The organism is Flavisolibacter nicotianae (genome assembly GCF_003628535.1).
Lineage (GTDB): Bacteria > Bacteroidota > Bacteroidia > Chitinophagales > Chitinophagaceae > Flavisolibacter > Flavisolibacter nicotianae.
This window is the reverse complement of sequence record NZ_RBCI01000001.1, coordinates 122,578-145,331: the sequence shown is the minus strand read 5'-3', so window position 1 is coordinate 145,331 and position 22,754 is coordinate 122,578. Positions and strand designations below refer to the sequence as shown.

The 22,754-nt window shown below is 50.1% G+C and carries 24 protein-coding genes; 15 read left to right on the top strand and 9 right to left on the bottom strand.

Annotated features, from left to right (window positions below):
• Positions 1 to 67 precede the first annotated feature (67 nt).
• Together D6024_RS00590 and rpsP are read left to right on the top strand one after the other, a co-directional pair.
• Complete coding sequence (locus D6024_RS00590) at positions 68 to 1,216, top strand: acyltransferase family protein (RefSeq protein WP_240409894.1); 1,149 nt, start codon at positions 68 to 70, stop codon at positions 1,214 to 1,216.
• 367 nt (positions 1,217 to 1,583) lie between these two features.
• Positions 1,584 to 2,030 carry a 30S ribosomal protein S16 gene (gene rpsP / locus D6024_RS27495; RefSeq protein WP_121352193.1) on the top strand — a complete coding sequence of 149 codons (447 nt, stop codon included), beginning with the start codon at positions 1,584 to 1,586 and terminating at the stop codon, positions 2,028 to 2,030.
• 197 nt (positions 2,031 to 2,227) lie between these two features.
• Here the strand turns inward: rpsP and ffh are convergent, their stop codons facing one another.
• Both ffh and D6024_RS00575 read right to left on the bottom strand, forming a co-directional pair.
• On the bottom strand, positions 2,228 to 3,550 hold the full coding sequence (gene ffh, locus D6024_RS00580) for a signal recognition particle protein (protein ID WP_121352191.1): 1,323 nt from the start codon (positions 3,548 to 3,550) through the stop codon (positions 2,228 to 2,230).
• A 102-nt stretch (positions 3,551 to 3,652) separates the two neighbouring features.
• Positions 3,653 to 4,528 carry a sigma-70 family RNA polymerase sigma factor gene (locus D6024_RS00575; protein ID WP_240409893.1) on the bottom strand — a complete coding sequence of 292 codons (876 nt, stop codon included), beginning with the start codon at positions 4,526 to 4,528 and terminating at the stop codon, positions 3,653 to 3,655.
• A gap of 260 nt (positions 4,529 to 4,788) precedes the next feature.
• Between D6024_RS00575 and D6024_RS00570 the strand changes: the two genes are divergently transcribed.
• On the top strand, positions 4,789 to 5,169 hold the full coding sequence (locus D6024_RS00570; RefSeq protein WP_121352189.1) for an START-like domain-containing protein: 381 nt from the start codon (positions 4,789 to 4,791) through the stop codon (positions 5,167 to 5,169).
• Here D6024_RS00570 and D6024_RS00565 read toward each other — a convergent pair.
• Positions 5,158 to 5,685 carry a hypothetical protein gene (locus D6024_RS00565; RefSeq protein WP_162944442.1) on the bottom strand — a complete coding sequence of 176 codons (528 nt, stop codon included), beginning with the start codon at positions 5,683 to 5,685 and terminating at the stop codon, positions 5,158 to 5,160. The genes D6024_RS00570 and D6024_RS00565 overlap by 12 nt on opposite strands.
• Positions 5,686 to 5,761: 76 nt before the next feature.
• On the opposite strand from D6024_RS00565, the gene D6024_RS00560 reads away from it, so the two are divergent.
• The 5 genes from D6024_RS00560 to D6024_RS00540 all read left to right on the top strand — a co-directional run bounded on the left by D6024_RS00560 (position 5,762) and on the right by D6024_RS00540 (position 10,260).
• The gene (locus D6024_RS00560; RefSeq protein ID WP_240409892.1) at positions 5,762 to 7,183 is read left to right on the top strand and encodes an LptF/LptG family permease; all 1,422 of its coding nucleotides are present in this window, start codon (positions 5,762 to 5,764) and stop codon (positions 7,181 to 7,183) included.
• Positions 7,184 to 7,307: 124 nt separating this feature from the next.
• On the top strand, positions 7,308 to 8,057 hold the full coding sequence (locus D6024_RS00555) for a superoxide dismutase (protein WP_121353429.1): 750 nt from the start codon (positions 7,308 to 7,310) through the stop codon (positions 8,055 to 8,057).
• A gap of 12 nt (positions 8,058 to 8,069) precedes the next feature.
• Positions 8,070 to 9,083 carry a cation diffusion facilitator family transporter gene (locus tag D6024_RS00550; protein WP_121352186.1) on the top strand — a complete coding sequence of 338 codons (1,014 nt, stop codon included), beginning with the start codon at positions 8,070 to 8,072 and terminating at the stop codon, positions 9,081 to 9,083.
• Between the two features lie 113 nt (positions 9,084 to 9,196).
• The gene (locus D6024_RS00545; RefSeq protein ID WP_121352184.1) at positions 9,197 to 9,586 is read left to right on the top strand and encodes an OsmC family protein; all 390 of its coding nucleotides are present in this window, start codon (positions 9,197 to 9,199) and stop codon (positions 9,584 to 9,586) included.
• Between the two features lie 29 nt (positions 9,587 to 9,615).
• Complete coding sequence (locus D6024_RS00540; protein WP_121352183.1) at positions 9,616 to 10,260, top strand: peroxiredoxin; 645 nt, start codon at positions 9,616 to 9,618, stop codon at positions 10,258 to 10,260.
• Between the two features lie 127 nt (positions 10,261 to 10,387).
• Here D6024_RS00540 and D6024_RS00535 read toward each other — a convergent pair whose 3' ends face one another.
• The 4 genes from D6024_RS00535 to rlmN all read right to left on the bottom strand — a co-directional run bounded on the left by D6024_RS00535 (position 10,388) and on the right by rlmN (position 14,529).
• Positions 10,388 to 11,116 (bottom strand): RluA family pseudouridine synthase, encoded by a 729-nt coding sequence (locus tag D6024_RS00535; RefSeq protein WP_121353428.1) that lies wholly within the window; start codon positions 11,114 to 11,116, stop codon positions 10,388 to 10,390.
• 64 nt (positions 11,117 to 11,180) lie between these two features.
• Complete coding sequence (locus tag D6024_RS27135; protein WP_121353427.1) at positions 11,181 to 12,515, bottom strand: pseudouridine synthase; 1,335 nt, start codon at positions 12,513 to 12,515, stop codon at positions 11,181 to 11,183.
• Between the two features lie 95 nt (positions 12,516 to 12,610).
• Positions 12,611 to 13,249, bottom strand: coding sequence for a Spy/CpxP family protein refolding chaperone (locus D6024_RS00525; protein WP_162944441.1), 639 nt, complete (start codon positions 13,247 to 13,249; stop codon positions 12,611 to 12,613).
• A gap of 176 nt (positions 13,250 to 13,425) precedes the next feature.
• Complete coding sequence (rlmN, locus tag D6024_RS00520) at positions 13,426 to 14,529, bottom strand: 23S rRNA (adenine(2503)-C(2))-methyltransferase RlmN (protein WP_121352179.1); 1,104 nt, start codon at positions 14,527 to 14,529, stop codon at positions 13,426 to 13,428.
• A gap of 190 nt (positions 14,530 to 14,719) precedes the next feature.
• Here rlmN and D6024_RS00515 point away from each other — a divergent pair, with 190 nt between their 5' ends.
• Both D6024_RS00515 and D6024_RS00510 read left to right on the top strand, forming a co-directional pair.
• Positions 14,720 to 15,916 (top strand): acetyl-CoA C-acyltransferase, encoded by a 1,197-nt coding sequence (locus D6024_RS00515; RefSeq protein WP_121352177.1) that lies wholly within the window; start codon positions 14,720 to 14,722, stop codon positions 15,914 to 15,916.
• Positions 15,917 to 15,969: 53 nt separating this feature from the next.
• Positions 15,970 to 16,416, top strand: a complete 447-nt coding sequence (locus D6024_RS00510; protein WP_121352175.1) for a hypothetical protein — start codon at positions 15,970 to 15,972, stop codon at positions 16,414 to 16,416.
• Positions 16,417 to 16,455: 39 nt separating this feature from the next.
• Here D6024_RS00510 and hisS read toward each other — a convergent pair whose 3' ends face one another.
• Positions 16,456 to 17,832: a histidine--tRNA ligase gene (gene hisS / locus D6024_RS00505; protein WP_121353426.1), complete on the bottom strand. Its 1,377-nt coding sequence runs from the start codon at positions 17,830 to 17,832 to the stop codon at positions 16,456 to 16,458.
• 27 nt (positions 17,833 to 17,859) lie between these two features.
• Complete coding sequence (locus D6024_RS00500) at positions 17,860 to 18,339, bottom strand: low molecular weight protein-tyrosine-phosphatase (RefSeq protein WP_240409891.1); 480 nt, start codon at positions 18,337 to 18,339, stop codon at positions 17,860 to 17,862.
• 108 nt (positions 18,340 to 18,447) lie between these two features.
• Between D6024_RS00500 and D6024_RS00495 the strand changes: the two genes are divergently transcribed.
• The 5 genes from D6024_RS00495 to D6024_RS00475 all read left to right on the top strand — a co-directional run bounded on the left by D6024_RS00495 (position 18,448) and on the right by D6024_RS00475 (position 22,723).
• Positions 18,448 to 19,245 (top strand): energy transducer TonB, encoded by a 798-nt coding sequence (locus D6024_RS00495; protein WP_162944440.1) that lies wholly within the window; start codon positions 18,448 to 18,450, stop codon positions 19,243 to 19,245.
• Positions 19,246 to 19,278: 33 nt separating this feature from the next.
• Positions 19,279 to 19,518 carry a hypothetical protein gene (locus D6024_RS00490; protein WP_121352172.1) on the top strand — a complete coding sequence of 80 codons (240 nt, stop codon included), beginning with the start codon at positions 19,279 to 19,281 and terminating at the stop codon, positions 19,516 to 19,518.
• A complete protein-coding gene (locus tag D6024_RS00485; protein ID WP_121352170.1) occupies positions 19,515 to 20,426 on the top strand; it encodes a PstS family phosphate ABC transporter substrate-binding protein in 912 nt (303 codons plus the stop codon). The genes D6024_RS00490 and D6024_RS00485 overlap by 4 nt, the downstream gene beginning before the upstream one ends.
• Positions 20,427 to 20,491: 65 nt before the next feature.
• Positions 20,492 to 22,192, top strand: coding sequence for a tetratricopeptide repeat protein (locus tag D6024_RS00480; RefSeq protein ID WP_121352168.1), 1,701 nt, complete (start codon positions 20,492 to 20,494; stop codon positions 22,190 to 22,192).
• A gap of 120 nt (positions 22,193 to 22,312) precedes the next feature.
• On the top strand, positions 22,313 to 22,723 hold the full coding sequence (locus tag D6024_RS00475) for an NADH-quinone oxidoreductase subunit A (RefSeq protein ID WP_121352166.1): 411 nt from the start codon (positions 22,313 to 22,315) through the stop codon (positions 22,721 to 22,723).
• The last annotated feature ends 31 nt before the right edge of the window (positions 22,724 to 22,754 follow it).

Below are 22,754 nucleotides of genomic sequence, written 5' to 3'. Positions count from 1 at the left end.
CACGGCAATCCTGCTGGCGCCGCCAAAAATTCATTTGTTTCGTTCTATCTTGTTTCAAACTTCAGCGATGCTTGCTAAAACAAAAACGGCCGTGCCGGGGCCTGTTAAAACTGACCTGCTCAGCGGGCCACTCTCCGGTCGTCTGCTTTCACTGGATTTTATGCGGGGCTTTATTATGGTGCTGCTTGCACTGGAAAGCACCGGTTTATACGAGCACCTTTTCGATGCGACAAAGGGTCGTTTCCTCAACGGCTTCTTCCGGCAATTCTTTCACCACCCGTGGAATGGCCTTCGCTTTTGGGACCTGATCCAGCCGGGTTTCATGTTCATGGCCGGCGTGGCCATGGCTTATTCCCTGCACAAACAGCAGCAGCAAGGCTTGGCATGGTCGCGGTCGTTCCAGAAAATAGTAAAGCGGTGCGCCTGGCTGTTTTTTTGGGGTGTCCTTGATTACGCGGTGCGGCCGGCAGGCCTGTCATTTGAGCTCTGGGATGTGCTGACGCAGCTTGCCTTTACCACGCTGGTGGCCTTCTTGATCTTTCGCTGGCCTGCAAGGGCCCAGGTTCTTTTCTGTGTTTTTCTTCTGGTGTTCACAGAGGGGCTTTACCGGTTGACACGTGTGCCCGGCTTCGACCAGCCCTTTACCGATCAGCACAACTTTGGCAATTACATGGACCTTGTCCTGATGAACAAGATCAACCGGGATGGCTGGGTGGCCATTAACTGTATTCCCACTGCGGTTCACACAATTGCCGGGGCGCTGGTCGGTAAACTGTTCCTGGGCGGTGCAAAAAACAAGGTAAGAACAATGCTCTTTTGGGCTGGGGTATGCCTGGCCGGCGGATACCTGTTGGATATTTTTCAGGTGACCCCGATCATCAAGCGCATTGCCACGTCCTCCTTTACGTTGGCTTCGCTGGGATGGTGTCTGGCCGCACTGGCGTTTTGCTACTGGTGGATTGATCTTCGTCGCCACCGCAGGCACTTGAAGTTCTGGACGATCGTGGGAATGAATTCCCTGTTTATTTACCTTTTTTTTGAGATTGTCGGTGCCAGGTGGTTCAATGGCTTCGTGGGTGCCGTAACAAACGGATTGATGCAACTGCTCGCTGTTCCGCGGACGGCGATGCTGATCCTCACTTCGCTTTGCATCTTTGCGTTGGAGTGGGGATTGTGTTATTTTCTTTACCGGAAAAAAATCTTCTTCCGGCTTTAGACGGGGCTTTACTGGTACCGACCTTTCTTTTTGCGCCGGGGTATTGCTTCACCGGCGTTGTTCTCGATATAGAGTCCTGGCGGCGAGCCGCTTGGGTGAACCTGCAAGGGCATGAAACAGCCTGACCGCCTGTGCGAAGCGATTGCCTGGATGGCGGTTGTGTTTGTTCACAGGTGTGGCCTTGCCTGTTTCAGGCGTTCCGGAGGCGAAATACAGGTTGCCCGGGCTGCGATAAACGACCGCCATTGATCCATATCCGAAATGAAATCAAAACTTTATCAACAGTTTTATTTGAATTTTTCGGTTCAAAGCGTAGATTTGCACACTTAATCATTATTGTTTCACCGCATTTAAATTTCTATTTAAGATGCCTGTTAAAATCCGATTACAGAGGCACGGGTCTAAGAAAAGACCCTTCTACTTCATCGTTGTTGCAGACGCTAGAGCTCCCCGCGATGGTAAATTCATTCAGAAATTAGGTACGTACAATCCTCAAACACAGCCTGCTACTATTCAGCTGGATCGTCAGAGAGCATTGGACTGGTTAGGCAAAGGCGCCCAGCCCACTGATACCGTTCGGAAGATTTTATCGTACAAAGGTGTGTTGTACCTGAAGCATTTATTGCGTGGTGTATCACTCGGCTTGTTTGATGAAGCAACGGCCATGACCAAATTCCAGACCTGGCATACTGAGCATGAAGCGCAGATGCGTCGTCGTCAGGAAGAAGCTCAAAGAGAAAGAAGAGCCAGAAGAAACCCTGCTTACCAGCGCCGCGAAAGAAGACCGGCTCCTGGTACTGATTCTGAAGGATAATTCATCATCCGAGACCTTCAACAGATTAAGTCCCGCCTTGGCGGGACTTTTTTTGTCTTGGAACAGGGATGCGTGGGAAATGTGGGATGGATAGGATAAAACAACGGCCGTTCACTTGTGAACGGCCGTTGTTTTATTCAGAGGAATAAATAATCTCAAAAATCCCATCTATCCCACATTTCCCAGTTCAAGACGGATTACCGCTTCATGCCCGGCATCATCCGGCCCATCGGCATCTTGTTCATCATCTTCATCATTTCCCGCATCTGTTCAAACTGCTTCATAAAAGCGTTTACCTCGCTGATGTCCTTGCCGCTTCCTTTGGCAATGCGTTTGCGACGGCCGCCGTCAATTTCATCGGGATTGGCCCGCTCGTAAGGGGTCATGGAGTTGATGATGGCTTCCACGCCCTTAAAGGCGTCGTCGCTGATGTCGATATCCTTGATTGCTTTTCCGACGCCGGGAATCATGGCCATCAGGTCTTTCAGGTTACCCATGCGCTTGATTTGCTGCAACTGTTCCTTAAAGTCGGCAAAGTCGAACTGGTTTTTGCGGATCTTTTTTTCCAGCTTTTTGGCCTGCTCTTCGTCAAACTGGGCCTGGGCTTTTTCTACAAGGGTCGTGATATCACCCATACCCAGGATACGCTGCGCCATCCGTTCGGGGTAAAATACGTCCAGCGTGTCCATCTTTTCACCGCTGCTGATAAACTTGATCGGTTTATCAACGGTGTACTTGATGGAAAGCGCAGCACCACCACGGGTGTCGCCATCCAGTTTGGTTAAGACTACGCCGCTGAAATCAAGGCGGTCGTTAAATGCCTTGGCGGTGTTCACTGCATCCTGTCCGGTCATGGAGTCCACCACAAACAGAATTTCCTGCGGGTTCACCGCATTCTTGATGTTGGCCACCTCGGTCATCATGGCTTCGTCGATCGCCAGGCGACCGGCAGTATCGATAATGACAACGTTTTTGTTTTTGCTGCGGGCTTCGGCAATAGCGTGTTGCGCAATCTCCACCGGGTTTTTGTTTTCCAGCTCCAGGTGAACTTCCACACCGATCTGCTCGCCCAGCACCCGCAACTGTTCCATGGCTGCCGGACGGTAAACGTCGGCTGCCACGAGGATGGGAGAGAGGCGTTTTTGCTTTTTCAGGTAATTGGCCAGCTTGGCGCTGAAAGTGGTTTTACCGCTACCCTGCAGGCCGGCGATCAGGATCACGGCCGGGGCGCCTTTGGCATTGAAGTCAGCCGCTTCGTCACCCATCAGGTGCACCAGTTCGTCCTTCACAATTTTTACCATTAACTGGCTGGGCGAAATGGCATTGATTACTTTTTCACCCGTTGCCTTGTCTTTTACCTTGTCGGTAAATTCTTTGGCAATCTTATAATTCACATCGGCATCTACCAATGCGCGGCGGATCTCTTTCACGGTGGTCGCCACGTTTAATTCCGTGATGCGGCCTTCGCCTTTTAGGTTTTTAAAGGCTCCTTCTAATCTGTCCTGCAGTGAATCGAACATATAGGTATTGCGTTTCTTTTAATAGAAAGTAAAAGAGTGAACAGCTAATGTTCACTCTTAATAAGGTTAGGCAAAGATAATGAGGATGGGGAAATTCGAAGCTTATGCTCCCAAATAACTGCGCAGCAAGTCGCTTTTCTGGTGACTCCTCAATTTGAGAATGGCTTTGTCCTTGATCTGGCGCACCCGTTCCCTGGTGAGGTTAAAGCGTTCGCCGATGTCTTCGAGACTGAGCGGATGATCGACACCAATACCAAAGAAATAGCAGATGACGTCTTTCTGCCGCTCCGTGAGGGTTTGAAGGCTGCGGTCGATTTCGGTTTTCAGCGACTGGTTGTAGGCCAGTTCGGCATCGGCCTTTTCGGCGTTGTGGTTTTCCAGTACGTCCAGGAGCGTACTTTCTTCCCCTTCTGCCAGTGGCGTGTCCATGCTGATGTGGCGGGCATTAATGCCAAGCGACGATTCAACTTCATCCAGCTCCATGTTCAGCAATTCGGCCAGTTCTTCGGGAGAGGGTTCCCGTTCAAACTCCTGTTCCAGCTGGCTGAAGGCTTTGTGAATGCGGTTGGTCAGGCCTACTTTGTTCAGTGGCAGGCGAACGATACGGGCCTGTTCGGCAATGGCCTGTAAAATGGATTGACGAATCCACCACACGGCGTAAGAGATGAATTTGAAACCTTTTGTTTCGTCGAAACGCTGGGCGGCTTTGATGAGGCCAAGATTGCCTTCGTTAATAAGGTCGGGAAGCGAAAGACCCTGGTTTTGGTATTGCTTGGCTACCGATACAACGAATCGCAGATTGGCTTTCGTTAGCCGTTCGAGGGCTCGCTGGTCGCCTTGTTTGATGAGGGTTGCTAAACGAACTTCTTCTTCTGGGGTGATGAGTTCTACCTTGCCGATTTCCTGCAGGTATTTCTCGAGGCTTTGCGATTCACGATTCGTAATCGACTTCGTGATCTTTAGTTGACGCATACTCATAGGATTGATTTTGATTGGTTATTTTAAGATTGATGTTTTCTCTTGTTTTGGTTAGTTAAATCCCAAAATATCCATCACAATTTCTCTTACACTAAGCAATTGGTTTTGGTATTACAGTATCCAAATTAGGGAATTAAAGAATATGAAAAAATTTTTTTAAAAAAATTCTTGGGTGCCATTTGAAAATAGGTTCAAAAAAATTTTGACGGTTGGACTATTTTCCTATTATTGCAGCCCTTGAGGGGTGTTAAAAAAACAACATGAGTAAAAAACAATTATACACTTTAGAATACCCGGTGCGGTGTTCACCTGCCATCCTGTACGACTTCCTGGCCAATCCTTCGGGTCTGCAGGAGTGGTTTGCCGACAAGGTGGACGAACGCGACGGCGTATTTTATTTTTCATGGAATGGTTCGGAAGAAGAGGCGGAAGTCGTAGAAAAGGAGGAAGAAAAATATATTCGCTTTCACTGGAGTCATGCACCCAACGAGGAATTCTTTGAATTCCGCATTGAGAAGTCAGAGGTCACCAACCAGACGATTTTGGTGATTAAGGATTTTGCAGAAAAAAGAGAGATCAAAGACCAGAGTATGCTGTGGGACCACCAGGTAAAAGACCTGTTCCACCGCTTAGGAAACTAAGTCTGCGAAATACAACCAGGTATCGACCAGGAGATTTGCTGCCGCATCCCATTGCGAAAGGGGCCACCGGGCAGCAATTTTTATGTGCGGCTGTTGCTGCAGCTGGAGAAGAAATCCGGCTTTTGATACGGCTGCAATTTTTTTATAGTTCGATTCTTCAAAATGATGTTGCCAGGGATCCTCGTGGATACCGATGTACAGGTCTCGTGCAGCAAGTGACTCGTAAGCCGCGGCAAGCCTTTCTCGATTCGCTTCTTTGTATGTCCCGGCTAGTTGCAGCGTACAGCTAAAGAAATGTCCCCACCAAAACATAGAGCGGATGAACAACAGGTTTTCTCCGTTTGCAATGCGGGGGTAATCCAGTACCACGTAGGGCAATCCCCGGTAGTTTTCACCCTTTGAAATTTTCGGCGAGGTTGCAAGGGTAAGCCGGTTGTCTGTTTGCGAAAGTTGTTCCTGTACACCGGCCAGCAAAGCCACGGTTTTTTGCAGAATGCTATTTTTTGTTAAGATCACCCCGGCATTATTGAACAATGCTGCCTCCGAAAGGGAAAGCCTTATTTTTGACCCTTGCATCAGCTAAAGGTAACACGTGATTAAAAAGCTCGACTTACTCGTTATCAAAGCCTTCGTCGGACCCTTCATCGCTACGTTCTTCATTACGTTGCTGGTGCTGGTCATGCAGTTTTTCTGGCTGTATATCGACGACTTCGTGGGCAAGGGTCTTGGCATCGGGTTGATCCTGGAATTCATCGGTTACCAAAGCACTTCACTGGTGCCGCTGGCCCTGCCGCTGGCCGTTTTGCTTTCGTCGCTGATGACCTTTGGCAACTTGGGAGAAAGCTACGAACTGGTCGCCATCAAGTCGGCCGGCATTTCGCTGCTGCGCTTTATGCGGCCACTTTTTTTTGTCAGTATTTTGATCAGCGGCCTCGCTTTTCTTTTTTCGAACTACATCATTCCCGTTTCCAACCTGAAGAGCCGTACCATGCTCACCGACATCGTGTATGCAAAGCCGGCCTTCGACCTGAAAGAAGGCGTTTTCTACGACAAGATTCCCGGTTTTTCCATCAAGATCGGGAAGAAGGAAGAAAACGACAGCGTGATCCGCGATATCATCATCTACGAACAAAAAGATTATTTGCAGGACAACTTCATCGTGGCCTCCGACGGCATCATGCGCATCGCCGATAACAAGCGGGACTTAGAATTTCACCTGAAAAACGGCTGGCGCTACGAGGAGCGGGGCAACCCCGGCACACCAACTGAATTTATCCGGCTTGGCTTCAAGGAGTACCGGAAAAGCTTTGATCTAAGCTCGTTTGGACTGCAACAGCGGACAGCTGACAGCGTCAATAAAAACAATGCCCGTATGCTTAGCATGCGGCAACTGAATACAGCCATCGACTCCATCAAAAAAGTAAACGCAAAAATCGGCGAGCGGGTGAAAAACGATGTTTTCTCCATCGTGTCGATGACAGCGCACATCGACAGCAACTGGAAATCGACCCATACGCCGGTGACGAAAAAATCGTTCGACGCCTTTATTCCCGACAGTGTGCGCACCATTGTGCAGCAACGGGCACAGGCTAAAATCGAATCGATGCGTAATGCAACGGAAACCGAACTGCTGACATACAAAGAGCAGTCGCGTACGTTACGCCTATACAAGATCGAGTGGCATAAAAAACTGACACTCTCCCTGGCCTGCGTTGTGCTTTTCCTGATTGGTGCCCCGCTGGGCTCCATCATTCGCAAGGGCGGGCTGGGTACACCGCTGGTCTTTGCCATTGGCTTTTTCATGGTGTTTTACTTCAGCAGCACATCGGGCGAGAAATTTGCCAAGGAAGGTTCGTGGGGCATGGTTACCGGCATGTGGTTTTCGTTCCTGATCCTGATCCCGGTCGGCGTGTTTTTAACCTACAAAGCCATGCACGACTCGCAGGTTTTCAACAAGGATTTTTACAGCCGGCTGGCGAAAAAACTTCCGTTCCGCAAAAGAAAAAACGTGTAATGGAAAGCTAACGGCCACATGTAAAATGGCTTCCCTTTCCGATGCGCAACGCCAGGGTGCAGATTTGTCGTTTAATCTTGCCGGTGAATACACCGCTGGCTTCTTACCTTTGAAAAAAGAACGTATGGCACCTTTAACTCCAAGAAGAGAATTCCTTACCTCTTCCGTGAAAGCAGGACTGGGTTTGTACATCAGCTCCGGAATTTTATCGTCTTGCGCCTCCACCGCCAGGGTTACCGGCACTATTCCGTCAAAGCTTATTACCGGTTTTGCACAGCAGCCATTGCCCTATGCATACAATGCGCTGAACGAAGCCATTGATGCGCAAACCATGGAAATCCATTATACCAAGCATGCGGCCTCTTATGCGACGAATTTGAACGACGCGGCCAAGGCAGAAGGGGTAGACACCACCAAGCCACTGGAAGATGTGCTGCGCAAGGTTTCGAAATATTCGACCAAGATGCGCAACAACGGTGGCGGACATTACAACCACGAATTGTTCTGGAAGTGCATGGCACCCCAGCATGCAGAAAAGCCAACAGGCGGGCTGGCATCAGCCATCGATAGCTCGTTTGGATCCTTCGATACGTTTAAAACACAGTATACCGACGCCGGCAAAAACCGATTCGGAAGTGGCTGGGCATGGCTTTATGTGGACGGCGACAAACGGCTTCGCATCGGCTCTACGCCTAACCAGGACAACCCGCTGATGGATGTGGCCGAGTTCAAAGGCTTTCCGCTGCTGGGTCTGGACGTGTGGGAACACGCTTACTATTTGCGTTACCAGAACAAACGTCCCGACTACATCAACAACTGGTGGAAAGTGGTGAACTGGAATTACGTCTCCGACCGGTATCAATCCTTTATTTAATTCGTTTTTGCTTTGTCTACTTCTCTCCAGGCGCAAAGCAGCAGCAACCTGCGGCTACAGCGTACCATTGCCTTTGCCTCCTCCGGATTACTGGTGGCCAAATTCTGGGCGTACTACCTGACGCATTCCGTTTCGATTTTAACGGATGCATTGGAAAGCATTGTCAACGTGGTGGCCGGCTTTATTGGCTTGTATAGTTTATACGTGTCGGCCAAGCCCCGCGACATCGACCACCCGTATGGTCACGGGAAGGCTGAATTTATTTCGGCGGCGGTGGAAGGCACGATGGTGCTGATTGCCGGTGTGCTGATCGTCTACAACGCGGGAAAAAACCTGCTTTATCCCGTCACCATCCGCGAACTGGACACCGGGATTTACCTGATTGCCGGAACGGCCATCGTTAACTGGCTGCTGGGTGCTATTTCGCTGCGCCAGGGGAAACGACACAAATCGCTGGCCCTCGTTGCCAGCGGCAAACACCTCCAGACGGATACCTATTCCACGCTGGCCATTATTGCCGGGTTGATCCTTATCGCCTTTACGGGCAAATTGTGGATCGATAGTGTAATCGCCATTGGCTTTGGCTTGTTTATCATTTACACCGGCTATAAAATCATGCGGGAATCGCTGGCCGGAATCATGGACGAAGCCGACATGGAACTGCTGGAACGGATGGTGGCCCTGCTGGCGAAGAACCGCTCCGCTAACTGGGTGGACCTGCATAACCTGCGGGTGATCAAGTATGGCAATGTGCTGCATGTCGATTGCCACCTCACGGTACCCTGGTACTTTAATGTGCACCAGGCCCATGCCGAAATCGATACACTTGCGGGTTTGATTCGCGGCGAGTTTGGCGAAACCCTGGAGCTGTTTGTCCACAACGATGGCTGTCTTTATTTCCAGTGCCATATCTGCAAAAAAATGGACTGCCCGGTGCGCCAGCATGCGTTTGAAAAGTCCATCGACTGGACCCTGGACAATGCGCTTCAAAACGAAAAACATGGCTACAAGGAAAGTGAAACGTGAGACGCCAAACGTGAAACCGGAGAGGCTGTTGCTTTGCACAGCGTGCTTGTTTCACATCTTAGGTTTGCCGTTTGGTATCCCCGCCGCATCTTTGCAAACCAAATAATTGTAGTATGAAAACAACCACGATCTGGAAAGGTGGAAGAGAATACGACTCGTTTCAAAACAACGCCAAAATCAGCTTGCATTCCGGCGTGGGCTTTGGTCCCAAGGCCTTGCTGCTGACAGGGCTGGCCGGCTGCAGCGGCATTGACGTGGTGGAGATCCTGGAAAAAATGCGGGTGCCTTTTGCCAGTCTCGAGATCGACGCCGAAGTCGAACAAACCGAGGATCATCCCAAAGTTTTCAAGACCATTCACCTGATTTATAAGTTGCAAGCCGACGAAGGCAACCGGGAGAAAATCCGCAAAGCCATTGACCTGTCGCTGGAGAAATACTGTGGCGTGGCCGCTATGCTGAAGAAAAATTCCGATATTCAGTACGACCTGATTATTACCGAATAGTCTTATTTTTAAACTCCAAAAAAAAGTTTATGAGCTTACACTTAGGAGATAAAGCCCCCAACTTCAGGGCGCAAACCACCGAAGGCGAAATTGATTTTTACGAATTTCTTGGCGATAGCTGGGGCATTCTGTTTTCACACCCGGCCGACTACACGCCAGTATGCACAACCGAATTGGGCCGCACGGCTCTGTTGAAAGAGGAGTTTGCCAAACGCAATGTAAAAGTGCTGGCGGTGAGTGTTGACCCGCTGGACAAACATTTTGGCTGGCGCAACGACATCAACGAAACGCAAAACTGCCAGGTTGATTTTCCCATCATTGCCGACGAAGACCGTCAGGTAGCTACCTTGTACGACATGATCCATCCCAACGCATCGGCAACCGCCACGGTGCGTTCGCTGTTTGTTATTGGTCCTGATAAAACCATTAAACTGATGATCACCTACCCGGCGTCTACCGGCCGCAACTTCCACGAAGTGCTGCGTGTCGTTGACTCTTTGCAACTGACATCGAAGCACAGCCTGGCAACTCCCGCCGACTGGAAGCCCGGTGAAGATGCGATTGTGGTGCCTTCCGTGTCAACCGAAGATGCGATGAAGAAGTTCCCGAAAGGTGTAAAAGTGGTAAAGCCTTACCTGCGTTATACGCCGGTGCCGGACGAAGAGCAGAAGTAAACATTGTTATTTCTACGACATAAAAAAGCCTCCGCAATTGTGGAGGCTTTGTTTTAAAAGGGTGTCACGCGGAGACGCTGAGAGCGAGAGTCGCTGCTTACTCAGCGCCCCGGTGTGAAAGTGAATTCTACTTTTTCACCAGCTTGCCCAATTGATTTAGTGTAGCCCGTAGATCCTTCGGCAGCGGTGCTTCCAGGTTGATTTCGTTTCCCTGCATGTCCCTGAACGTTAACTGTGCAGCGTGCAAGGCCAGGCGGGAGAGGATCGGACGTTCTTCCTCGTCTGCCTGCGAAAGCTTGAATTTTGATTTGATTTGCGAGAGCAATACCGGCTTGCCATCACCATACAGCGGATCGCAAACAATGGGATGACCCAGGTGCTTCATGTGCACACGGATCTGGTGCGTTCGGCCGGTGAGGATCCTGAACTGCATCCACGAATAAAGACGGAAACTTTCCTGCACCTTAAACTCGGTGATGGACTCTTTGCCTTTGCGCCAAACGGTCATCACACCTTTTTTGGTCGGATGTTCCGCAATGGGTTCGTTGATCACGCCTTCCTGCTCAGCAGGTTTCCCTAAAACAAGGCCATAATAGATCTTGCTGGTATCGCGGTTTTCAAACTGCAGCGATAGGTGTTTGTGTGTTTTTTCATTCAAGGCAAAAACTACAATGCCGCTGGTGTCCCTATCGAGCCGGTGAACCGTAAAGATCTCTCCGAAATTTATTTTCAGCACTGTTTTTAACGACACATCCTTGCCCTCTCTGTCGGGTATGGTCAACAAGCCCGACGGTTTGTTGATCGCCACAAAGTCTTCATTCTGAAAAATGATGTGTTCCTGTAACTTGAAATTCATGCGCAATTGGTAAAGTCAGGAAATAGTGCCGGATGAGCAGTTTTTTCACCCGTTCTTCCGCACACTATCTTCCTTTTTTAAAAAATTTTAGATCCCGCACTTCTTTTTCGGTGAGAAAACGCCATTTGCCACGGTTGACATTTTTCTTGGTGAGGCCAGCAAAAATAACGCGGTCCAGGCCTTTTACATCGTAGCCGAAATGTTCAAAAATGCGTCGTACAATGCGGTTGCGGCCAGTATGCAATTCAACACCAATTTGCGTATGATCTTTGGCATCGGTAAAGGCAAGTACATCCACATGGGCCATGCCATCTTCCAGGGGAACACCTCTTAGAATTTCGTCAAAGTGATGTCGTGTCAGGGGCTTGTCCAACGTTACGGCATACACTTTCTTGATCTCGTTGCTGGGATGGGTCAGCTTTTGCGAGAGGTCGCCATCATTGGTCAATAGCAAGACACCCGAGGTGTTCCTGTCCAGCCTCCCAACAGGATAAATGCGAATGTCGGGTGCACCGCTCAACAGATCCAATACCGTCTTGCGTTGCTGCGGGTCATCGGTGGTGGTGAGGTAATCTTTGGGTTTGTTGAGGAGGATGTAAACAAAATCTTTTACAGGGTTCATTCTCCGGCCGCCTACTCTTACGTCATCGGTCAAAGCCACTTTATGGCCGGGTTCCAGGATTAGTTCACCATTGACTTTTACTTTGCCGCCCCTGATCAGGTCCACGGCGTCCCGGCGCGAACAAACCCCGCTGTGCGCAATGTATTTGTTCAATGGCATTTGATCGGTCAACGGTTTTGTTGTCGTGGATTTTGCTTTCAGTGGAACCGTATTGCGTCCTTCTTCTCTTCGCACTGGCTTGATAGGTTCTATTTTTCGGCCGGCGTTAACAGGCTTCTCCCTGCTCTTGTCAAATGGTTTTTTGTTGTTGTTTTCAAATCTTTCATCTTTCCCTGGCCTATCGCCATAGGGTTTCCTGCGGTCAGTCTGGTAATCGCCGGTTTTGGCAGTGCGGTTCTTCTGTGGCTCAAAGCGCTGGGGTCTTTCCGCACCGGCCCTGTTTCCCTCTTTTTGAATTCGCTGCTCTTTTTGATCAAACTTCTCCGGTCTGGTTGCGTTTTGCTTTTCAACTTTGAACGAGGGTTTGTTGCGGTTACCTGCCGGCTGGTTGGTATTTCGTTTCCCGTATTTGGATGTGGGTGGTTCTAAATTGTACTTGGGCGGTTCGTTGCTGGATGTTGTTTTGTATTGGGCTCTTTTCTGCCGTTTTGCATTGGCGATCTTTTCTTCCCTTTCTTTTCTGATCTCCCTTTTCTCTTTGCGGATGGCTTCTTTTTTAGCGCCGCCGGTCTTTTCCTTTCCCTTAAAGAATTTCTCGAAGCCCGAACCTTTTTTCATGTTGAAGTTTTTGCTGTTTTGCAACAGGATGAAGCGCAAAAATAGAAAAGCCCCGCCAGAAGCGGGGCCTATGGGTTGTTATTTTTCAATAGGGATTATACATTATCCGACCGGCGGTTTTTGTGCTTGCCTTTCAGATCATTGAATTTTTTCAGTTGCTCAGCGGTCAACACCGACTTTCCCTGCTCCATGTATTGCTGCGCCAGCGACTGCATCTGGCTTTTCTTCTGCTCCTGGCTCAAGCCGCTGTTGGAGCGGATGCCCTGCGCCTTGGTGCGGAACTCCTGGAAGATGCCTTTCAGTTTTGTTTCCTGGTCGGCTGTGAGGTTCAGTTCTTTTTTGAAGAATGCGGCCTGCTTGCCAAAATCGCCGCCTCTTTTACCAAAGCCCTGGCCCTTTTCGCCTTTGTCTTTCCAGTCCTTGCGTTGCTGTTGAAATTGCTCTTTCTGGGCCGGTGTCAGTACGGCTTCAAATTGTGCTTTGTATTTTTCGTGTAGTGCCTTGCGTTGCTCGGGTGTGACCTCCCCGTTTTTCCGCAGGTCCTGCATTTCTTTTTTCTGTGCTTCGCGAATGCTCTGGAATTTGGCTTTTTGATCGGCGGTCAGGTTCAGTTGATGGAAGGCCTGCTCCTGTCGTTGACCCTGGTGATGGCGGCCTTTGTCTTCTGTTGTCTGTGCCTGTGATGCACCAACAAAAAGCACGATTGCAAATGCGGTGGAGATGATTTTTTTCATGGTTATCATTTATTTTCTGTTTTTAAACGGAACAGAATTCAGACGGGCACGGAGGAGTGAAGTTTAACCCCTGGTGGGTTAAATAAGGTTAATCTGCCTGAACGGAAGTGAAGGATCGAAAAAGCAAGAGCCGTTCAAAAGTGAACGGCTCTTGCTATAGTAAAATGAGCACTGTTTTATGCTTTCAATTCAACGGGTTCCGTTTTTCCCAGTTCGGAAGTCTTGTTTGCCAACTGTCCGCAGGCGGCATCAATGTCTTTGCCGCGGCTTTTGCGCAGCCGTGCATTGACCTTGTTCTTGGCCAGGTAATCCATAAATTCCGTCATTCGTTTTTCGGTCGGCTTTTCAAATTTGGCAAAGTCGATCGGGTTGTATTCGATGATGTTCACCAAATCCGCCGGAACCTGGCGGTAAACCTTGATCAATTCGTCTGCGTCTTTCAGGCTATCGTTGAAATTGTTAAAAAGAATATACTCCAGCGTAATCTCGTTTTTTGTTTCCTTGTAAAAATGGTTCAGGGCATCGATCAGCGCTTTCAGGTTGTTGGTTTCGTTGATCGGCATGATCTCGTTTCGCTTTGTGTCGTTGGCCGCGTGCAGCGACAGCGCCAGTTTGAACTTCACTTTATCATCGCCCAGTTGGCGAATCATCTTGGCCACACCTGCCGTTGAAACCGTGATGCGTCGGGGACTCATGGCCAATCCATCTTCGGCCGTGATTCTTTCAATGGCCTTTAACACGTTTTTGTAGTTGAGCAACGGTTCGCCCATGCCCATGAACACGATGTTTGAAAGCTTCTTGCCATAGATGCGTTCGCATTGCTCGTTGATCAACGCCACCTCGTCGTAGATCTCGTCAAACTCAAGGTTGCGCTGTCGCTCCATATAGCCCGTAGCGCAAAAGCGGCAGCTCAGCGAACAACCAATCTGCGATGACACACAGGCCGTATACCGGTGCTCGGTTGGAATCAGCACGCCTTCGCAAAGGTGGCCGTCGTGGGTTTTAAAACCCGACTTTACCGTACCGTCGGAACTGTATTGCGTGGAATGAATGCTTAGGGCCGGCAGCGTAAAGTTGTCGCCCAGCTTCTGGCGAAGCTCCTTGCTCAGGTTGGTCATGTCTGCAAACGAAAGGGCATGCTTTTGCCAAAGCCATTCCCAAACCTGCCTGACACGGAATTTCTTTTCGTCGAGAGAAAGAAAGAAATCCTCCAGGTCGGTGTAACCCATTTGCCGGATGTTACGGCTTCCTTTCCCTTTGCTTTTTGCGCTTTCTGCCATCGTACAAAGATACTTTTTTCACATGAGGCGGATGATGGGCAAGACTTATCTTGCAGCGTTTTTAACAAGGCGAAACGTCAAACGTGCGATGCGAGAAAGGAGAGTTCACAAGTTGAGGGGGTAAATCGGAGAATATCGGGCCGCCCCGGTTTCATGTTTGACGTCGCAGGTTTGACTTTAAAAAAATGCTATGCGAAATGTCTATGTCATTGATGCCATCCGTACGCCATTGGGAAAATACGGCGGTGCGCTGGCTTCCGTCCGTCCCGATGACCTGCTGGCCCATGTGATCCGCGAACTTCTCCAGCGAAATCCTTCCATCGATCCGGCAGAAATAGAAGACGTGATTGCCGGTGATGCCAACCAGGCCGGTGAGGACAACCGCAACGTGGCCCGCATGGCGGCATTGCTGGCCGGACTGCCCGTCACGGTTCCGGGCAATACCGTCAACCGCCTGTGTGCCTCCGGCCTGCAGGCGATCATGGACGGGGCACGGCAAATCGAATGCGGGGATGCCGGGCTGATCATCGCCTGTGGCGTGGAAAGCATGAGCCGTGCGCCCTTTGTGATGCCGAAGGCAACAGCGCCATTTCAGCGAACGACAGAAATCTACGACACCACGCTGGGCTGGCGCTTTATCAATCCCAAACTGGCCGAGAGGTATCATCCCTACAGCATGGGCGAAACCGGTGAAAACGTAGCCCGACGCTGGAACATCACCCGGGAGGCGCAGGATGAATGGGCGCTTTCCTCCCAGGAAAAATATTTTGCCGCCCTGGAAGCGGGCAAATGGAAAGAAGAGGTCGTGGCGGTAGAAGTGCCGGGTGAAAAGGGCAGCGCCAGGCTGTTTGATACCGACGAGCACCCGCGGAAAACTACGCTGGAAAAGCTGGCTTCGCTCAAGCCGGCCTTTACAAAAGACGGAACGGTAACGGCCGGCAATGCTGCGGGCATCAACGATGGGGCGGCCGCCATGCTGCTGGCCAGCGAATCCACTGTAAAAAAATACAAGCTCAAGCCACTGGCGAAAGTCGTTGCGGCAGCCGTTGCAGGTGTTGACCCCGCCATCATGGGCATTGGCCCGGTGCTGGCAACGCAGAAAGCATTAAAACAGGCTTCGCTATCGGTGAACAACCTCGATTTGATTGAGCTGAACGAAGCCTTTGCCTCGCAGGTGTTGGCCTGCCTGCACGACCTGCAACTCGACAGGAGCAAGGTAAATGTGAACGGCGGCTCTATTGCGCTGGGCCACCCGTTGGGTTGCAGTGGCGTGCGCCTGTCAACAACCCTGGTTCATGAAATGAAACGCAGGGGCAGCAGATATGGCCTGGCCACCATGTGCGTGGGAGTGGGGCAGGGGGCAAGCATAATTTTTGAAGGCGTTTAAACCCGGATGATGGCGATAAGTTGGATCGGCATCGTCACCTAAAATGGTTAGACATGCAGTTCCGTTTTCTTTTTTTGTGGTTGATTTTTCTTTTCAGTTCCTGCTTTTTGGTGAAAGACTACAAGCAAAAGCAATTTACCTATACGACAGACGGCCGGGCGGTTCACCTGCCAATGGTGGTTCCGAAAGGCTATGTCAAAGAAGAAAAAAAAGACACGGCAGGCATCACCCTGCAATCGTTTACCTATCCCGGCGGGGCACTGCTGTATGCGGCCTATTTAACCGACACGACGTTTGAAATCCAGCCCTTCGACACAGCGCTTCACCAGCCACAAATTCACCGGCTAGGTGGCTGGGTCTACAAGGGGCAGAACGAAGACGACCTGTTTTACCGCGAAATACGGCAAGGGCATTTGCGCTTTGGTTATCGGCTGGTACCGCAGTCGAAGGAACTGGCCTTTGATTCCGCCACCAATTATCTTTCCCTGCAAAAAAAATAGCCTGGCACCAGCAGGCTATTCAAATTTCTTTTGGCAGGCTTACACAAAGTTGAAGCGGGCCAGTTCGTCAAATGCCACTTTCTGTTGCTGACCGCTGCGCAGGTCTTTGATCACGGCTGTTTTTTCGACAATCTCCGACGAACCGATGATGACAATGTACGGAATGCTTTTTTTCTCCGCGTATTTGAATTGCTTGTCAAACTTTTGGCTTTCGTGAAAGATCTCGGCTGGTGTGCCTGCCCTTCGAACGTCCTGCAGCAGGGCATAGGCAGCCTTGCTTTCTTCTTCGCCGAGGTTGAAAAACAAAACCTTTGTTCCCTGTTCAACTGCAGCCGGGAAGAGTTTGAGTTCTTCCATGACATCGTAAATGCGGTCTACGCCAAACGAAATGCCGACACCGGGAATATTCGGGACGCCAAATAAACCAGTGAGATCGTCATACCGTCCACCGCCGCCAATGCTGCCGATTTTCACACCGACGGCTTTGACCTCGTAGATGGTCCCGGTGTAGTAATTCAGGCCCCGGGCAAGCGTAGGATCAATGATGATTTTGTTTACAGAAGAGAGGTCCTTTGTTTGCGACAGGATGTAGGTCAGTTCATCAAGGCCAGTCTTCCCGGTTGCGTTGTCGCTGAAAAGTTTTTGCAGTTCGCCGAGCACCCAATCGTTGTCGCCTGCACGGTTGGCGATGGACAGGTAGTTGGCAACAACAGCAATTTGCGGTGCATCGAGTCCGCGTTCTGCCAGTTCTTCCTGTACTTTTTCCAGGCCGATCTTATCCAGCTTGTCAATGGCAATGGTAATGTCCATCATCTTTTCGCTGCCACCGGCACTGTCGGCCAATGCCGCCAGGATCTTGCGGCTGTTCAACCGGATTTCAACGGGTATGCACAGTTGTTCAAAGACGGTGGAATAGATGTTGGTGAGTTCTACTTCGTTCAGCAGCGACCTGCTGCCAACCACGTCTGCATCGCACTGGTAGAACTCGCGGTAGCGGCCCCGTTGCGGCCTGTCGGCCCGCCACACGGGTTGAATTTGATAGCGCTTGAACGGGAAGGTCAACTGCCCGTGGTTCATGGCAACATAGCGGGCAAACGGGATGGTGAGGTCGTAACGCAACGCTCTTTCTGTAAGGTTCTTGTCGTTCTTTCCCTCCAGCACGTTCGCAAAAGCAGCCCGTGATTTTTCGATGTTTTTCGGGTCGTTTAGACCGTTGTTGAGAATCTTAAAAATGAGTTTGTCGCCTTCCTCTCCATACTTGCCCATGAGGGTCTCCAGGTTTTCCATGGCCGGTGTTTCCAGCGGCTGAAAGCCATAGAGCTCAAAAGCTGTTTTGATGGTATTGAAAATATAGTGGCGTTTGCGAACAACGTCAGATCCAAAATCACGTGTGCCTTGCGGAAGAGAGGGTTTCATCAACAATGAAGAATTAACAATGAATAATTAAGAGCGGATGTTTCGTGCCTGTAATGTTGCGTTCTCAATGATTTTTTCGCAGGTTTGCTCAATCAGTTTGTATACCTCGTGGTAACCAGGTTCGGTGCCATACCAGGGATCGGGAACGGAACTGTTTTGGCCCGGGTGAAGCGCATTTAAAAACAGGTCTACTTTAGACGGGTCATATTTTTCCCTGGCAATCCTCCGGATTTCCTCCAGCACATCGTCTGCCATGGCATAGATCATATCAAAGCGGTCAAAGTCTTCTTTTACAAATTGCCTGGCCCGTTGCGCACAAATGTCAATGCCATTTAACCGCGCCACTTTTTGTGACAGGTGATGCGGTGCTTCGCCGGTATGGTAGCCATTGGTGCCGGCACTGTCCACCGTCCAGTGGAGACCCGCTTCTTTTGCCTTGTGCGCCAAGATGCCTTCCGCCAGCGGACTGCGACAAATATTTCCTAAACACACCATCAAGATTTTCATCCGCGATTTTTTTTGCTGCGCAAAAGTAAGCCATTGCCGCTGGAAAGAATTTTCGCTAAAAAATGTGGAAACAAAGAACGGTTTCGTCTCAACTGTAAACCACACACCATGACCAGCCAACAAATCCTTCAGGCCGATCTGCTCGACATTCTCTTTGAGAAACGCAACAAAGCGTATGGCGCTTACCAGTTGCGACGGAATTACCAGCAGCAACTGGTAAAAGCGGTGACCATTTCCATCGCAACGGCGTTCCTGCTGCTCTATTTTTTCAAGCCTTCATTTGATAAAAATGTGACTATCGCCGCGAAAGATGATGTGTTGGTTCGTGTTGTAACGCTACCGGATAAAGAGAAAAAGACGGAACCACCCAAGACGCAGGAAGCCCCGAAAACACAAGCCAAACAACAAAATTTCACCGATCGGTTCCAGATGAAAGAAGTGGTTACTGATCCCTTGCCACCGATAGACGCCATGGAAAAGGCTGTCATTTCAAACATCACCATGCCGGGTGGCGATGCCACGGCCATTCAGCCACCGTCGATTCCTGCAAAAACGGCTACCGAAACCCCAGCCCCTGCAAACGAACAGAAAGAAGATGTGGTGCCCGACAGGCAACCGCAGTTTCCCGGTGGCATGCAGGCCTGGCTTTCCTTCCTGACTCAAAATCTTCGCTCCCCGGAAGAGCTGGAAAGCGGTGAAAAGCGCACGGTGCTGATCCGTTTTCACGTAGCCGAAGACGGTAGTGTCGCCAACTTCCAGGTGGTGCAGTCGGCCGGTGCGCCGTTCGACAATGAAGTGATCCGCGTATTGAAGAAAATGCCCCGCTGGACACCGGCGCTTTTTGCCGGCCAACCGGTGGCGGTCAGCTTCACGCAACCGGTGACTTTTGTGGGAGTTGAAGAATAAAATTGGCTAACTTGCCCAACCCAAAGAATCGTTATGATTGAAGATTTTCAGGACAAGCACCGCAAGCAGCGAACCCGTATGCGGTCCGTGGTCGATTATACCATGGGAACAGTGTTTTTGCTGTTGGGGGTGTATTTTTTGATTTATGAAAAACTGGGCTGGAAGTTGTTGAACAGGGAACCATCGAGCATCGATTACCTGATTGGTTTGCTCTTTGTAGTGTATGGCGGCTGGCGCATTTACCGGGGTTATAAAAAGGATTATTATCGATGAAGTGGACAGGTCGACTGGTACTGGCTGTTTTGGGTTTTCTGTCATTCTCGCATTGCAGCAATCATACCGGGCTGCCGGCACGCAGCCGCTTCGACAGTGGTACGGTTTATATCAGTTGCGACGAAAGTTTTAAGCCCGTTCTGGAAGCGGAACTGCAGGTGTTCCGGGGCGATTATCCCAAGGCCAATGTAGTGGTGCAGTACAAGCCCGAAGCCGATTGTTTGCGGGATTTCCTGGTCGACTCGATTGAGATGGTGATTGCCACAAGGCCCTACTCGCAAAAGGAAAAAAGGCTGATTGCCGACTCGCTGAATGTGGCAACCGACTATTCAACAGTTGCTTACGATGCCATTGCAGTACTCGTTCACCCGCAATCGGCCGACTCGATGTTTACCCTTGGCGACGTGCGCAACCTGCTGACGGGAAAGTCTAAGAAAAACTTAATTCCAGTACTCGACGGCCTGAAAGCAACCAGTACGGTGCGGTTTATGCTTGATTCGGTGCTTCGCGGCGAACCGCTTGGGAAAAATGTATCGGCAGCGCCCAACAGCAAAGAGGTGATCGATTATGTGGCCCGCACTCCTAATGCGGTGGGATTTGTCGGGATAGAATGGGTCGGCAATGCCGACGATACGGCCCAATTAAACCTTTTGAAAAAAGTGCGGCTGGCACGAATGGAAAGTACCGACAGCGTAGGCGGCTTTGTTTTACCGGTGCAATACCTGATTTACACAAGAACCTACCCGCTGATCAGAAGTTTGGTATACGTGTTGAAAGAGAAAGAACAGGGACTGGCCGGGAGCTTTGCGAATTTTTTGCGAAACGACCGCGGTCAATTAATTTTCAGGCGGGCATACCTGTTCCCCGCGTTGCGACCCTTTTATATGCGGGATGCGCAAACGCAGTGAACTTTAACAACCAGTGATTAAGCGAAACAGAATAATTTCAACTCTTAAAAGAAAAAAAGAAAAAAATGAAGAAGTCTGCGATCCTTTTATTCTTTGCTGCATTGTTCTCTCTACATGCAATGGCGCAATCCGTGCAGGAAGGAATAGCGCACCTGAATGCAGAAAGGTACCAAAGTGCCCGGCAGGTATTTGAAAAACTTACCGCTTCCAATCCCAATAACCTGGAAGCTGTGTATTGGTTGGGTCAAACACTGTTGGCACAGGATGATGTGAATGGTGCCAGGGCCTTGTATCAAAAGACACTGGCGGCGAACGGCAATGCGCCCTGGATCATGGTGGGAATGGGACAAATCAACCTGCTGGATGGTAAAGCCGCTGAGGCCCGCCAGTTGTTTGACGCCGCCCTTGCTGCCAGCAAAGGAAAAAAAGGTAGCGATGTGGCGATCCTTACCGCTGTTGCCCGTGCCAATATACAGGCTTACTCCGATCAGAAAAAACAGGGTGACCTGGATTATGCCATTGCCAAATTGAACGAAGCTGCACAGCAGGCACCGACGAACCCCGATATTTTTGTTGCACTGGGCAATGCCTACCGGAAGAAGCACCAGGGCGGTGATGCCGTGCAAGCCTACCGAAAAGCCGGCAACTATGCACCCGCCTTGTATCGCATTGCATCGCTTTACCAGTCGCAGCGCAACTGGGATGCGGTAACGGAAAACCTGAACAGTGCTGTTGCGGCTGATCCGAAGTTTGCACCGGCATTCTTTGACCTTTACTACTATAATCTGCTGTACAAGAAAGATTTTGCTTCCGCTGCGTCGTTTGCCGAGAAGTTCAAGGCCGTGGCCGACCCGACCGTTGAAAACGAATATCTCACAGCGCAAACCGCGTTTGTACAAAACAATTTTACCGCCGCCATTGCCTCTGCCAGCAAGATTGTGAGCGGCTCGCAAAATCCACGTCCCCGTGTATACCGCCTTTTGGCTTATAGTTACCTGGGGGCAAAAGACACAGCCAGCGCCTGCACCAACTCGAACCTGTATTTGCAGAAAGCACCGGAAGAAGACATCATCGGTGCCGATTATATCCTGCATGCAACCGCTTGCGGAAGGGGCAATCCGGCCCTGATCCGCGATGATATTGCCGCTGCGATTAAAAAAGACAGTGTGTTGTCGCGTCAGCTCGAAACCCTGAACGATGCCATTGAAAATGCAAAAGCCAACAACAACAAATTGCTTGAAGGTGAATTGCGCCTGATCTCTTACCAATTGCGTCAGGGACAGGGCCGCGCTTCCAATGACGAGTTGATCAGCTATATCGCCGTTCCGCTCTACCTGGGGGGCAACTATCAAAAAGCCGACAGCGTGGCGCAGGCTTACTCTGCCGCCGTTCCGGACAGCATCCACGGTTATTACTGGAGCGCTTTGTCCCGCACAGCGATCGATACCAATATGCAACAGGGCCTGGCTATACCGATGTGGGAAAAAGTTCTTACGGTGGCAGAAGGCAACAAAGAGCGCTTTAAGAGCCAGGGTGTCAGGGCCGCAACGTCGCTGGCCGTGTACAACACCAATATCAAGCAGGACCGGGATGCTGCGCTGGGTTATGTAACCCGCGGACTGGCATTTGACCCGGCAAATGATAACCTGTTGAATATCCAGAAGGTGCTGTCGCAATCGGGAAAAACGCCACGGGCAGCCGATTCGAAGACAAAAACAAAGACCGAAGCCGCAGGAGGGAAGGTCAAATCAAAATCAAAAGGATAAGCAGGCAAATCGCTTTGGATGGCCCCCGGAAACGGGGGCTTTTCTTTTAAAGCAACCTCTTGAAATTGTTGCCGGTTATTGCATATCTCGGCTTATTTTTGCCTGCCATTTTGGAAAACTATGTTTTACCTACTCCAATCAGACCTCAGTAAAACCGTATCGGATGTAAACAGTGCCGGCAGTTGGCTTCCAATCGCTTTCCAGTTCATTTTTGCCTTTGGCATGATCGGCACCCTGCTGGTGGTGACTCACCTGTTAGGTCCCAAGCGCAAAACAACTGACAAGCTGCAAACCTTTGCATCCGGTATTGAAAACCACGGTGAAGCCCGGCAGCCGGTTGCCATCAAGTATTTCCTGGTAGCCATCCTGTTTGTCCTGTTCGACGTGGAAATCATTTTCTTTTATCCTTATGCCGTCAACTTCAAAGGCCTGGGTTGGAGTGGATTTTGGGCCGTGTTGATGTTTGTTGCGTTCTTTCTTTGTGGATTTATCTACATTATCAAGAAAGGGGCATTGAATTGGGAAGACTAAGAGAATCGCATATTGCAGATTGAATATTTAA